Below are 13,052 nucleotides of genomic sequence, written 5' to 3' on the forward strand. Positions count from 1 at the left end.
AGGGCATTGTAGACCTCGGTTTCCGCGCGGTCCGTGCAAACCCTAGCGCGTGGTTCTGCGTACCGACCACCGGTGCGCCATGCGGGAAACGCATACCCTGCCCGGCAAAGGGCATTGGCATTGCCGACGGCGGACTCGTACAGTGCCCGCAGCCCAGGAGACCGCAAACATGGCAGCCCTGACCGAAGTCCAGCGCGAGGAACGCATTGCCGCCGTGGTGGCGCGCGCCGACTCGCGTGACGCCCCCCGCGACGTTCCGCTGGACACCTTCTCCCGCGAGTACTTCGCCCAGGTCGACCTGGACGACCTGGACGAGCGCAAGCCCGAGGACCTGCTGGGCGCCTTGTTGTCGCACTGGCAGTTCGCCTCGCAGCGGCCGCCGGGCGTGCCCAAGGTGCGCGTGTTCAGCCCCTCGCCCGGCGCCGACGGCTGGGGGTCGCGCCACAGCGTCGTGCAGGTCGTCAACGACGACATGCCCTTCCTGGTCGATTCGGTGTCGCTGGAGATCGCCCGCCAGGGGCTCGCGCTGCACCTGATCGTGCATCCGATCTTCGCGGTGCGGCGCGACGCGCGCGGCGTGCTGCAGTCCGTGGCGCCGCGCCACGCCGCGCCGGAGCTGCCGCGCGAATCCTGGATGTACGTCGAGGTCGACCGCATGGTCGACGCGGAGCAGCGTGCCGCCTTGTGCCAGGGGATAGAGCGCGTGCTGGCCGACGTGCGCGCGGCCGTCGCCGACTGGAAGCCCATGCTCGCGCGGCTGGCCGAAGCGCAGCAGGCCCTGGAGACGCCGCCCCCCGGCATCGCCCCCGAGGAGGCGGCGGAGAGCCGCGCCTTCCTGCAATGGCTGTCCGGGGACCACTTCACGCTGCTGGGTTTCCGCCGGCACGACCTGGTCGAGCGCGGCGGCGAGCTCGCGCTGCAGCTGGTCGAGGGCAGCGGGCTGGGCGTGCTGCGCGAAGGCCACGGCGAACAGTCCGCCAGCTTCGCGGCCCTGCCGCCGCAGGCCCGCGCGCTCGCCCGCGCGCCCTCGCCCCCGCTCGTGGTCACCAAGGCGAACACGCGCTCGACCGTGCACCGGGACGGGTACACCGACTACATCGGGGTGAAGCGCTTCGATGCGAGCGGACGCGTGCTGGGCGAGGACCGCTTCATCGGCCTGTTCACGTCCAGCGCCTATGCGGCGCGCGTCACGGAAGTGCCGCTGCTGCGACGCAAGGTGGAAGTCGTGGCGCAGCGCGCCGGCTTCTCGCCCGGCGGCCACTTGGCCAAGGCGCTGCAGCACACGCTGGAGATCTTCCCGCGCGACGACCTGTTCCAGATCCCGGACGAGGAGCTGTACGACACGGCCATGGGAATCCTCGCGCTGGGCGAGCGCCACCGGCTGCGCCTGTTCCTGTGGCAGGACCGCTTCCAGCGCTTCGTCTCCTGCCTGGTGTTCGTGCCGCGCGACGTGTTCTCCACGCAGCTGCGCCTGAAGTTCCAGCGCATCCTGATGCAGGCCTTCAACGGCACGCACATCGACTTCGACGTGCTGCTGTCGGGCACGCAGCTCGCGCGCATCCACTTCACCGTGCGCGTGGCGCCCAACCCCATGCCGGCGGTCGATCGCAAGGAGCTCGAGCGCAAGCTGGCCGGCGCGTCCCGCCGCTGGGAAGACGACCTGCGCGATGCCCTCGTCGAGGCCGAGGGCGAGGCCAACGGCCTGGCGCTGGAACGCCGCTGGAGCGGCGCCTTCCCGGTCGCATACCGCGAGCGCGTGCCGGTGCGCGCGGCCGTGCACGACATCCGCAAGCTGGACGCACTCACCGAGCAGGAGCCGCTGGCGGTGGCGCTCTATTGGCCGCTGGGCGCGCCCGAAGGCCGCCTGGGCCTGAAGGTCTACCGCATGGGCGCGCCCGTGGTGCTGTCCGACAGCCTGCCCATGCTGGAACACATGGGCGTGCGCGTGCTCGCGGAGGACAACCACCGCATCGAGACGGCCGGCCGTCCCCCGCTGTTCCTGCACGACTTCGCGCTGGAGGCGCAGATCAGCGGCGAACACGACCCGCAGGCGCTGGCGCGCCTGTTCGAGGACGCGTTCACGCGCGTGTTCCGCGGCGAGGTGGAAAGCGACAGCTTCAACCGGCTGGTGCTGCTGGCGGCACTGTCGGCCGAGGAAGTCGTGGTGCTGCGGGCCTATGCGAAGTACCTGCAGCAGATCGGTTTTCCGCAGTCGCAGGCGACCATCGCGGCGACGCTCGCCAGCCAGCCGCGCATCGCGCGCATGCTGGTGTCGCTGTTCCGCCTGCGCTTCGACCCGCAGGGCCACGACACCGAGGCGGCCACCTCCCAGGTCAACGCGCTGGAACAGGCGCTGGACAAGGTCAGCAACCTCACGGAGGACCGCGTGCTGCGCCAGCTGCTCGCACTGCTGCAGGCCACGCTGCGCACCAATTACTGGCGCACGGGCGTGGGCGCCACCGGCGCGGCCGGGCCGCGCCGGCCCTTCCTGTCCATCAAGTTCGACTCCGCCCGCATCCCCGGCCTGCCCAAGCCGCTGCCGCTGTACGAGATCTGGGTCTATTCGCCGCGCTTCGAAGGCATCCACCTGCGCGGCGGCAAGGTGGCCCGCGGCGGCCTGCGCTGGTCCGACCGCCCCGACGACTTCCGCACCGAGATCCTGGGCCTGGTCAAGGCGCAGATGGTGAAGAACACCGTCATCGTCCCGGTGGGCTCCAAGGGCGGCTTCGTGCTCAAGAAGGCGCCGCCCGCCAGCGACCGCGAGGCCTTCCTGAAGGAAGGCGTGGCCTGCTACCAGGACTACCTGCGGGGGCTGCTGGACCTCACCGACAACCTGGTGAACGGCAAGCCGGTGCCGCCGCCGCAGGTGGTGCGCGTCGACGGCGACGATCCCTACCTCGTGGTGGCCGCCGACAAGGGCACGGCCACCTTCTCCGACTACGCCAACGCCATCAGCGCCGAATACGGGCACTGGCTCGGCGATGCCTTCGCCTCCGGCGGCAGCAAGGGCTACGACCACAAGGCCATGGGCATCACCGCGCGCGGCGCCTGGGAAAGCGTCAAGCGCCATTTCCGCGAGATGGGCGTCGACACGCAGGCGACGGACTTCACCGTGGCCGGCATCGGCGACATGTCCGGCGACGTGTTCGGCAACGGCATGCTGCTGTCACGGCACATCCGCCTGCTCGCGGCCTTCGACCACAGGCACATCTTCATCGACCCCGATCCGGATGCGCAGCGCACCTTCGCCGAACGCGAGCGCCTGTTCCGGCTGCCGCGCTCGTCCTGGGCCGACTACGAGCGCAGCCTGATCTCCGAGGGCGGTGGCATCTGGGCGCGGTCCGAGAAATCCGTGCCGCTGTCGCCGCAGGCGCGCGCGGCGCTGGGCATCGAAGCCGAACAGCTCACGCCCGCCGAACTGGTCACCGCCATCCTGAAGGCGCCGGTCGACCTCCTGTACAACGGCGGCATCGGCACCTACGTGAAGGCCGCGGGTGAAAGCCACGCGGAGGTCGGCGACCGCGCCAACGACGCGGTCCGCATCGACGGCGGGCAACTGCGCTGCAAGGTGGTCGCCGAAGGCGGCAACCTGGGTTTCACCCAGCGCGGCCGCATCGAGGCGGCGCTCGCGGGCGTGAAGATCAACACCGATGCGATCGACAACTCCGCGGGCGTGGACACCTCGGACCACGAGGTGAACATCAAGATCCTGCTCGGCATCGCGGAGGCGGACGGCGAGCTCACCTCCAAGCAGCGCGACATCCTGTTGCCGCAGATGACCGAGCAGATCGCCGCCCTCGTGCTGCGCGACAACTACTTCCAGACGCAGGCCTTGTCCATCGGCGGGCGGCTCGCGACCCGGCAGCTGGACGAGCAGGCGCGCTTCATCCGCTTCCTGGAAAAGATCGGCGAGCTCGATCGCGCGATCGAGTACCTGCCCTCCGACGAGCAGATCGCCGAGCGCCGCGCCAAGGGGCTGGGGCTCACCAGCCCCGAGCGCGCCGTGCTGCTGGCCTACAGCAAGATGTGGCTCAACGACGCGCTGGTCGCGTCCGACCTGCCCGAGGACCCGTGGATCGCGACCGCGCTGGAGCGCTACTTCCCGACGCAGCTGAAGGAAAAGTTCGCCGCCTACATCCCGCGCCACCCGCTGCGCCGCGAGATCATCGCCACGCATGTCCTCAACAGCATGGTGAACCGCGTCGGGCCGACGTTCGTGCATCGCCTGGGCGAGATCACGGGAGGTACCCCGCCGCAGGTCGTGCGCGCCTACCTGGCCAGCCGCGAGGTGTTCGGGCTGGTGCCGCTGTGGCAGCAGATCGAGGCCCTGGACAACCTGGTGCCCGACGAGGTGCAGGCGGAGATGGTGATCGCGCTGCGCGGGCTGGTCACCCGTGCGACGACCTGGTTCCTGCGCTCGCGGCGGCTGTTCGAGCCCACCGAGCAGCAGGTGGGGCGCTTCGCGCCGGTGGTGCAGGCGCTGCGCAGCGAGGGCGCGACGGGGCCGTTGTCGGAGCGCGCGCAGCGCTGGGCGCAAGCCGGCGTGCCGAAGGATCTCGCCGCGCAGGTCGATGCCTCCGAGCGCCTGTTCTCGGCGCTGGACATCGCGGAGATCGCCGAGACGAGCAAGCGTCCTGCGGCCCTGACGGCGCAGGTGCATGGCGGCGTGGGCCAGCGGCTCGGGCTGGAGCGCATGCGCCAGCAGATCGAGCAGCTGCCCGCCGACAACTACTGGCAGGGGCTGGCCAAGCTGGCGCTGGCGGACGACCTGGTGGACCTGCAGCGCTCCATCGCGCAGGAAGCGGTGCGGCACGAGACGGGCGATGCGGCCCAGGTCCTGGACCGGTGGGAGCAGGGCAACCGGCAGGCACTGGAGCGGGCGCAGCGGCTGCTGGCCGAACTGAAGGATTCGCCCGGCGGCGACTTGGCGATGCTATCGGTCGCCCTGCGCGAGCTGCGTAACCTCGTGTGAGCCGCAGGGGCTCACACGCCGGCGTCGATCAGAGATAGTCGGCGGACGCCCACGTCGTCGCGTCGGTACGGCAGTTGGCCGGCAGCGCGTTGAGCACGGGCGACCAGTCGGACCCGCAGATCCAGTTGCGCACCGGGTTGCCCAGGTCGTCCGGGGCGACGAGCGCGGAGCCGTTGACCTTGGCCGGGACCAGGAACACGTGCCGGCCGTTGACCACCGGGTCCATGTTCTGGATGGTGATGCGGATGACGCCGTCGCGCGAGGTCTGCACGGTGCCCGCGTACTTGGTCGCGCCACTGCCTTCGCAGCCCCAGCGGCCGGCGCCGGGCGCCGTGTCGAGGACGGGGTAGTTCTCCTGCACGGCGTTCTTGCACTGGCTGCCCGCGATGACCGCTTCCGACATGCGGGCCCGGCGCGTGTAGTCGCGCATCTGCGTGACCGAGATCGAGGCCAGGATCGCGACGATGCAGGTCGTGATGATGAGTTCCACGACGGTGAAACCCGCTTGGGCGCGGCGGCGGCTTCGCATGACAGATCCTCCAACTTCGACAAATCTGGCAATTCGCGTGCCACGCCCCGGGCGCGTCATCGCGTGAACTACGTCACGCGTATCGTACGCCTTGCGACAATTCCTGTCACTTTGGTAACCATTCACGCCTTCATCAGGGCCTCGATCTCCTCGGCCTTGACCGGCACGCCGCGGGTGATGAGCTCGCAACCCGCGGCCGTGACGATGGCGTCGTCCTCGATGCGGATGCCGATGTTGTGGAAGTGCTCCGGCACCCCCTCGCCCGGGCGGACGTAGATCCCCGGCTCGATGGTCAGGACCATGCCGGGGCGCAGGATGCGGCTGGGGCGGTTCTTGATCGTCTCGCCCGACAGCGGGTCCTTCCGCTCGCTCACCTGGCCCCGTTCGCCCGGCTCCACATAGCTGCCGCAGTCGTGGACGTCCATGCCCAGCCAGTGGCCGGTGCGGTGCATGTAGAAGGGGAAATAGGCGCGCTTCTCGATCACGTCGTCCAGGGTGCCCACCTTGTCCGCGTCCAGCAGCTTCACGTCCAGCATGCCTTGCGCCAGCACCTTCACCGCCGCCTCGTGCGGGTCGGTGAAGCGGGCGCCCGGCTTCGTCACGGCCGCCGCCGCTTCCTGCGAGGCCAGCACGAGGTCGTACAGCGTGCGCTGCGGGCCGCTGAACTTTCCGTCGGCCGGGAAGGTGCGGGTGATGTCGCTGGCATAGCCATCGAGCTCGCAGCCGGCGTCGATGAGCACCAGCTCGCCGGCGCGCACGGGGGCGACGTCGGCGCGGTAGTGCAGTACGCAGGCGTTCGGGCCCGAGGCGACGATCGAGCTGTAGGCCGGGTACTGCGAGCCGCCCATGCGGAACTCGTGCATCAGCTCCGCGTCGAGGTGGTACTCGCGCACGTCCTTGCCTTCGCGCAGCATGCGGGCGCTGGCCTGCATGGCACGCACGTGGGCGCGGGCGCTGATGGCGGCCGCGCGCCGCATGGTGTCCTGCTCGTGCGCGTCCTTCACCAGCCGCATCTCGTCGAGGACGGCGCACAGGTCGCGCTGCTGCTCGGGGCACAGGGCGCCGTAGCGCACGCGCGCGCGGACCTGGTTCAGCCAGCCGGCGACGCGCTGCTCCAGCCCCTGGTGGGTGGCAAAGGGGAACCACACCGTCTCGCGATTTTCCAGCAGGCGCGGCAGCTGCTGGTCCAGCTCCGCGATGGAGAGGGCGGCGTCGACGCCCAGCGCGCCGACGGCCGCTTCGGGGCCGAGGCGGTAGCCGTCCCAGATCTCGCGCTCCAGGTCCTTGGGCTGGCAGAAGAGCGTGCTCGTGCCCTCGCCCGTGACCACCAGCCAGGCGTTGGGCTCGGTGAAGCCGGTGAGGTAGTAGAAGTAGCTGTCGTGCCGGAACAGGAAGTCGGAGTCGCGGTTGCGCTGGCGTTCCAGCGCCGTGGGAAGCACGGCGATGCCGTTGGCGCCGAGCTGCGCGGCCATGCGGGCGCGGCGCTGGGCGTAGACCGAGGTGGGCACGGTGGTGTTCATGGATTCATTGTCCCGGAATCAGGCGTTGAGTTGCGCGAGCCGCTCGGGCGTGCCCACGTCCGTCCACGGGCCCTGGTAGAGCTCGGCGCTGACCTGGCCGCGGTCCATGGCGGCGCGCAGCAAGGGGGCCAGTTTCACGATCTGGCCCTGCGGGTTGCCGGCGGGCAGGCCGTCGAACAGCGTCCGGCGCAGCAGGGCGACGGTGGAATAGGTGTGGCGCTCCTCGGCCTGGTTCAAGGCGGTGCCGTCCGGGGCCAGCCCGAAGTCGCCCCTGGCGTTGTGCGGCGGGTTGGGCACGAGGAACAGGTGGGCCAGCTTGCCGCTGGCGCAAAAGCGGTCGTAGGCGGCGCGCGTGAAGCGGAACCCCGGCATGTAGACGTCCCCGGCCACCAGCCAGAAGGCGTCGGCCAGCTGCGGCAAGGCGCGGGCGATGCCGCCGGCCGTCTCCAGCGCACCGCCGAAGTCCTTGCCTTCGTGCGAGTACACGATGCGCGCGCCGGTGGCGGTTTCGTGGCCGTAGTGGTCCTCGATCTGCTCGCCCAGCCACGCGGTGTTGACCAGCACGTCGCGAAAACCGCCCTGGGCGAAGGCGTCGAGGTGGTGCTCGATCAGCGGCTTGCCCTTGACCTTCAGCAGGGGCTTGGGACAGGTGTCGGTCAGGGGCCGCATGCGCTCGCCCCTTCCTGCAGCCAGGATCATGGCCTGCGCGATGCTCATTTCATTCCTCTCCGCGGTCCAGGGAGCGTTGTTCGGTCCACTCCGGCTGGAAGCGGTCGACCAGGGCGGCCATCAGCTCCCGCGCCCGGGCGGAGTGGTCGCCGCCGAAATTGCAGACATACACGTCGAGGGTCACGGCGCGCTCGGCCGGCCAGGTGTGCAGGCACACGTGCGACTCGGCCAGCAGCACGGTGGCGCTGATCCGCCCCGGCGCGCCGGGCGTGGCCGCAAAGGCGTGGAACACCCGCGCCACGGGTTGCAGGCCCACCGCCTGCACGGCCTGCAGGCACCAGGCCCCCAGCTTGTCCGCATCGCTCAGCCACGCGGCCTCGCAGCGGCAGCGGTACAGGTCGGCGGTCAGGTGCAAGCCTTTCATGGGGGCAGTATGACAAAGGACGCCCTTCGCGCACGCATGACTGCGGCGCTTGTGGCGCCGGCCAGGAGAAATGACCCGCTCCTGCGCGAAGCGCGTGATCCTGGCGCGACGATGCCGGACACCGGGCGGTCCGGCCCGGTCATCTAAAATCGCGGGTTTTCCCCTGATCCTCCCCCGGAGCTGCATCCCCGATGGCCAATGAATCCCTGATGGCGAACGCGATCCGCGCGCTCGCCATGGACGCCGTGCAACAAGCGAACTCGGGGCACCCGGGCGCGCCCATGGGCATGGCCGACATCGCCGTCGCCCTGTGGCACCGCCACCTGCGGCACAACCCGAAGAACCCGCACTGGGCCGACCGCGACCGCTTCGTCCTGTCCAACGGCCATGCTTCCATGCTGGCGTACGCCCTGCTGCACCTCACCGGCTACGACCTGCCGCTGGGCGAGATCAAGGGCTTCCGCCAGTTGCACAGCAAGACGCCCGGCCACCCCGAGGTGGACGTGACCCCCGGCATCGAGACCACCACCGGTCCCCTGGGCCAGGGCGTGACGAACGCGGTGGGCATGGCGCTGGCCGAGAAGCTGCTCGCCAGCGAATTCAACCGCCCCGGCCACGCGATCGTCGACCACCACACCTACGTGTTCCTGGGCGATGGCTGCCTCATGGAAGGCATCAGCCACGAAGCGTGCTCGCTGGCCGGCGCCTGGAAGCTGAACAAGCTGGTCGCGATCTACGACGACAACGGCATCTCCATCGACGGCCAGGTCACGCCCTGGTTCATCGACGACACGCCGGCGCGCTTCCGTGCCTATGGCTGGAACGTGATCGGCCCGGTGGACGGCCACGACATCGAGGCCGTGGACCGTGCCATCGCCGACGCCCGGCGCAGCGCCGAGAAGCCCACGCTGATCGTCGCCAAGACCCACATCGGCAAGGGCTCGCCCAATCGCGCGAACACCGCCAAGGCGCACGGCGAGCCGCTGGGCGCCGACGAGATCAAGCTGACCCGCACCGCGCTGGGCTGGGAGCACGAGCCCTTCGTGCTGCCGCAAGGCGTGTACGAGGAGTGGGATGCGCGCGCCAAGGGCGACGAGCTGGAGTCCGCCTGGGAGCGGCGCTTCGACGTCTACCGCGCCGAGCATCCCGAGCTGGCGGCCGAATTCCGCCGTCGCATGCGCGGCGCGCTGCCCGCCAATTTCGCCGACATCGTCGCCCAGGCCGTGCGCTCGGCCAACGAGAAGGCCGAGACGGTCGCTTCGCGCAAGGCCTCGCAGATCGCGCTGGAAGCGTTCACGGCGGCCCTGCCTGAAATGCTGGGCGGGTCGGCGGACCTGACCGGCTCGAACCTGACCAACACCAAGAGCACGCCGCCGCTGCGCTTCGACCAGTCCGGCGACGTGGTGCGTGCCGAGGGCAGGATCGGCCGCCACATCAACTACGGCGTGCGCGAGTTCGGCATGGCGGCCATCATGAACGGCGTGGCGCTGCATGGCGGCTACATCCCTTACGGCGGCACCTTCCTGACCTTCAGCGACTACAGCCGCAACGCGATCCGCATGGCGGCGCTGATGAAGCGGCGCGTGATCCACGTGTTCACCCACGACTCCATCGGCCTGGGCGAGGACGGCCCGACGCACCAGTCGATCGAGCATGCGGCCAGCCTGCGGCTGATCCCGGGCCTGGACGTCTGGCGTCCGGGCGACACGGCCGAGACCGCGGTCGCCTGGGGCGTGGCCCTGGGGAACGCGAACCGGCCGACCGCGCTGCTGCTGTCGCGCCAGAACCTGCCGTATGCGCCCAAGTCGAGGCTGGGCGACATCGCCCGCGGTGCCTACGTGCTGGCCGGCGAGGACGAGGATGCGGACGCGGTGATCATCGCCACGGGCTCCGAGGTGCAGCTGGCGCTCAAGGCGCGCGAGCAGCTGGCCGCCGAAGGCGTGGCCGTGCGCGTCGTCTCCATGCCCAGCACGACGACTTTCGACCGACAGGAGCGCGACTACAAGGAAGGCGTGCTGCCCGCGGACCTGCCGCGCATCGCGGTGGAAGCCGGCGTGAGCGACTTCTGGTGGAAGTACGGTTGCGCTGCCGTGGTGGGCATCGATACCTTCGGCGAGTCGGCTCCTGCTAATGTGCTGTTCAAGCACTTCGGCTTCACGCCCGAAAACGTGGCGGACACGGTGCGGGCCGTTCTGCAAAAGGCTTAAGGCATGTCATGGCGGCCCGAGGCCGCGATGGCATCGGGGTGGTTCTTTCTTCAGGAGTAATCGAATGGCGATCAAGGTAGGCATCAATGGCTTCGGCCGCATCGGCCGCAACGTCCTGCGCTCGGCGGTGCAGAACTTCCCCGACATCGAGATCGTCGGCATCAACGACCTGCTGGAGCCGGACTACCTGGCGTACATGCTGCAGTACGACTCGGTGCACGGCCGCTTCAAGGGCACCATCGCCGTCGAAGGCAACACCCTGGTCGTCAACGGCAAGAAGATCCGCCTGACCGCGGAGAAGGATCCGGCCGCGCTCAAGTGGGGCGAGATCGGCGCCGAGGTGGTGATCGAATCCACCGGCATCTTCCTGACCAAGGAAGGCGGCCAGAAGCACCTGCAGGCGGGTGCGAAGAAGGTGATCCTGTCGGCCCCGTCCAAGGACGACACCCCGATGTTCGTGTTCGGCGTGAACGACCGCAAGTACAAGGGCGAGGACATCATCTCCAACGCCTCCTGCACGACCAACTGCCTGGCACCCATCGCCAAGGTGATGAACGACAAGTGGGGCATCAAGCGCGGGCTGATGACCACCGTGCACGCGGCGACGGCGACGCAGAAGACCGTGGACGGCCCGTCCAACAAGGACTGGCGCGGCGGCCGCGGCATCCTGGAGAACATCATCCCCTCGTCCACCGGCGCGGCCAAGGCGGTGGGCGTTGTGATCCCCGAGCTGAACAAGAAGCTCACCGGCATGTCCTTCCGCGTGCCGACCTCGGACGTGTCCGTGGTGGACCTGACGGTGGAGCTGGAAAAGCCGGCGACCTATGCCGAGATCTGCGCCGAGATGAAGGCGCAGAGCGAGGGCGCGCTCAAGGGCATCCTGGGCTACACCGAGGACAAGGTCGTGGCCACCGACTTCGTGGGCGATGCCCGCACCTCCATCTTCGACGCCGACGCCGGCATCGCGCTGGACAGTACCTTCGTCAAGCTGGTGAGCTGGTACGACAACGAATGGGGCTACTCCAACAAGTGCCTGGAGATGGTCCGCGTCGTCGCGGCGAAGTGACGCAGCGCTAGCTGCATCCTGCCCGCGCAGGCGGGAATCGATGAGGCGCCCCTAGTGGGCGCCTTCTTTATTCCTTCGCCGGATGGGACCATGGTCCCCTACCGCCGCGCAGCCGCGTCGCCGACCATGCACGCGCATTCCCAGGAGGCCCCCATGAAGCTTTCTGTTCCGCTGCTGCTGCTGCTGGCGGCCAGCGCCCTTCTCACCGGCTGCCAGAGCACCCCGCCCACGCCCGAACAGCGCGCCGACCAGTGCCGCCTCTTCCGCGGCTACCTGTCCACCCAGGAGCCGCAGTACGTCCAGGAGGCGTGCATCAAGCAGATGGGCGAAGCGGCCTGCCGGGAGTGCCTGTCCCGATGAGCGCCCTGCGAAGCTGGCTCGCGGCGGCGGCCGTGGTGCTCGCTGCCTGCGCCGCGCCGCCGGCCACCGACGCGGAGTGCTACGCCAACCGCAGCTGGTTCCCGCAGCGCGCGTCCGAAGGCATGTGGGACGAGTGCGTGCGCCAGTTCGGCGCCGCCTGGTGCCAGCGCTGCCTGTGGCAGTGAGCGCGTAGCCGACCGCGTGCGCGGCGATGCCGGCGGCGGGTGGGCTTCACCCGGCCCCCGATGTTTCCTCTCGTCCGTCCGGATAGCGGGCAAAGCGCCGGCCTTCGCTGCCATGCACCGGCGCCGGGTCGGGGAACGCCCAGCCGCCGAACTGCGTGCGGCGGTAGTCCTGCATCGCCTGCGCGATTTCCTGCTGCGTGTTCATCACGAAGGGGCCGTACTGCGCGACGGGCTCGGCGATGGGCTGGCCCTGCAGGACCAGGAATTCGCAGACGGCGTCGCCGGCTGCGATGGCCACCTCGACGCCCGCATCCAGCGTGACGGCCGCCGGTGCTTGCACCGGCTGGCCGCCGACCATGGCAGTGCCGCCCTTGAAGAAGTACAGCGTGCGCCGTGTGCCCGCCAGCGTGGCGGGCGGCAGCTGGAGGCCGGCCCCCGGCTCCATGCGCAGGGTCCAGATCGCGACGTCGGACTGGGGGTCGGCCGCCCACGAGTCCGGCGGGGGTGCGAGCGGGACCACGTCGCCGAAACGGCCGGCGACCACCGTGACTTCGGTCTTGCCGCCGGCCCGGTCCGCGAGCACCAGGCGCGGCACCTGCTCGTTCCAGAACATGGTGAAGTGCGGCTCGGCCATCTTGCTGCGCCTGGGCAGATTCAGCCAGATCTGGAACAGCTCCAGCGGGTTGTCCTCGCCGGTGGCCAGCAGCGGGAACATCTCCGAATGCACGATGCCCTTGCCGGCGGTCACCCACTGCACGTCGCCGCCGCCGAAGCGCGCCACCGCGCCCAGCGAGTCGCTGTGGTCGATGAGGCCCTTGCGCACGATGGTCACGGTCTCGAAGCCGCGGTGCGGGTGCGCGGGAAAGCCCGGCACCGTCTCCCCGTGGTACATGCTCCAGCCGTCCTTGCGGCTGAAGTCCTGCCCGATGTCACGCCCGGCCAGCGACGCCGCCGGCCCCATCTTCCCGTTGCCGCGCGGATAGGCATCGTCGTGGTAGGCGCAAAAGAGGAAGGGGTCCGCGGTTTCCCAGGGAAAACCGAGCGGCTTGACGGCGAGGACGGGGGAGGCGGGAGTGGACATGTGACCTCCTAATTGGGGGCGGGTCCAGGGAAGCCAAGA

General features: G+C 69.7%; 10 protein-coding genes. 5 read left to right on the forward strand and 5 right to left on the reverse strand.

Features of this window, described 5'->3' with window-relative positions; genetic code table 11:
* The first annotated feature begins 169 nt into the window (after nt 1-169).
* The gene (locus tag AC3EGR_RS05950) at nt 170-4,972 is read left to right on the forward strand and encodes an NAD-glutamate dehydrogenase (protein ID WP_488545524.1); all 4,803 of its coding nucleotides are present in this window, start codon (nt 170-172) and stop codon (nt 4,970-4,972) included.
* 28 nt (nt 4,973-5,000) lie between these two features.
* Here AC3EGR_RS05950 and AC3EGR_RS05955 read toward each other — a convergent pair whose 3' ends face one another.
* From AC3EGR_RS05955 to AC3EGR_RS05970, 4 genes are all read right to left on the reverse strand, one after another.
* Nucleotides 5,001-5,501, reverse strand: coding sequence for a pilin (locus tag AC3EGR_RS05955; RefSeq protein ID WP_488545525.1), 501 nt, complete (start codon nt 5,499-5,501; stop codon nt 5,001-5,003).
* A gap of 122 nt (nt 5,502-5,623) precedes the next feature.
* Nucleotides 5,624-7,021 carry an aminopeptidase P N-terminal domain-containing protein gene (locus AC3EGR_RS05960; RefSeq protein ID WP_488545526.1) on the reverse strand — a complete coding sequence of 466 codons (1,398 nt, stop codon included), beginning with the start codon at nt 7,019-7,021 and terminating at the stop codon, nt 5,624-5,626.
* Between the two features lie 18 nt (nt 7,022-7,039).
* Nucleotides 7,040-7,738, reverse strand: coding sequence for an N-acetylmuramate alpha-1-phosphate uridylyltransferase MurU (gene murU, locus AC3EGR_RS05965; protein WP_488545527.1), 699 nt, complete (start codon nt 7,736-7,738; stop codon nt 7,040-7,042).
* A 1-nt stretch (nt 7,739) separates the two neighbouring features.
* On the reverse strand, nt 7,740-8,114 hold the full coding sequence (locus AC3EGR_RS05970) for an S-adenosylmethionine decarboxylase family protein (RefSeq protein WP_488545528.1): 375 nt from the start codon (nt 8,112-8,114) through the stop codon (nt 7,740-7,742).
* A 191-nt stretch (nt 8,115-8,305) separates the two neighbouring features.
* Here AC3EGR_RS05970 and tkt point away from each other — a divergent pair, with 191 nt between their 5' ends.
* The 4 genes from tkt (at nt 8,306) to AC3EGR_RS05990 (ending at nt 11,932) form a co-directional block, all read left to right on the forward strand.
* Nucleotides 8,306-10,321, forward strand: coding sequence for a transketolase (gene tkt, locus AC3EGR_RS05975; protein ID WP_488545529.1), 2,016 nt, complete (start codon nt 8,306-8,308; stop codon nt 10,319-10,321).
* Nucleotides 10,322-10,385: 64 nt separating this feature from the next.
* Nucleotides 10,386-11,387 carry a type I glyceraldehyde-3-phosphate dehydrogenase gene (gap, locus tag AC3EGR_RS05980; protein ID WP_488545530.1) on the forward strand — a complete coding sequence of 334 codons (1,002 nt, stop codon included), beginning with the start codon at nt 10,386-10,388 and terminating at the stop codon, nt 11,385-11,387.
* A 153-nt stretch (nt 11,388-11,540) separates the two neighbouring features.
* The gene (locus AC3EGR_RS05985) at nt 11,541-11,747 is read left to right on the forward strand and encodes a hypothetical protein (protein WP_488545531.1); all 207 of its coding nucleotides are present in this window, start codon (nt 11,541-11,543) and stop codon (nt 11,745-11,747) included.
* Entirely contained in the window at nt 11,744-11,932 is a 189-nt protein-coding gene (locus tag AC3EGR_RS05990; protein ID WP_488545532.1) for a hypothetical protein, read from the forward strand. The genes AC3EGR_RS05985 and AC3EGR_RS05990 overlap by 4 nt, the downstream gene beginning before the upstream one ends.
* A 46-nt stretch (nt 11,933-11,978) precedes the next feature.
* On the opposite strand, the gene AC3EGR_RS05995 is transcribed toward AC3EGR_RS05990, so the two are convergent.
* On the reverse strand, nt 11,979-13,013 hold the full coding sequence (locus AC3EGR_RS05995) for a pirin family protein (protein ID WP_488545533.1): 1,035 nt from the start codon (nt 13,011-13,013) through the stop codon (nt 11,979-11,981).
* Nucleotides 13,014-13,052 lie beyond the last annotated feature (39 nt).

The sequence above is a fragment of the Ramlibacter sp. G4-7 genome, assembly GCF_057784995.1.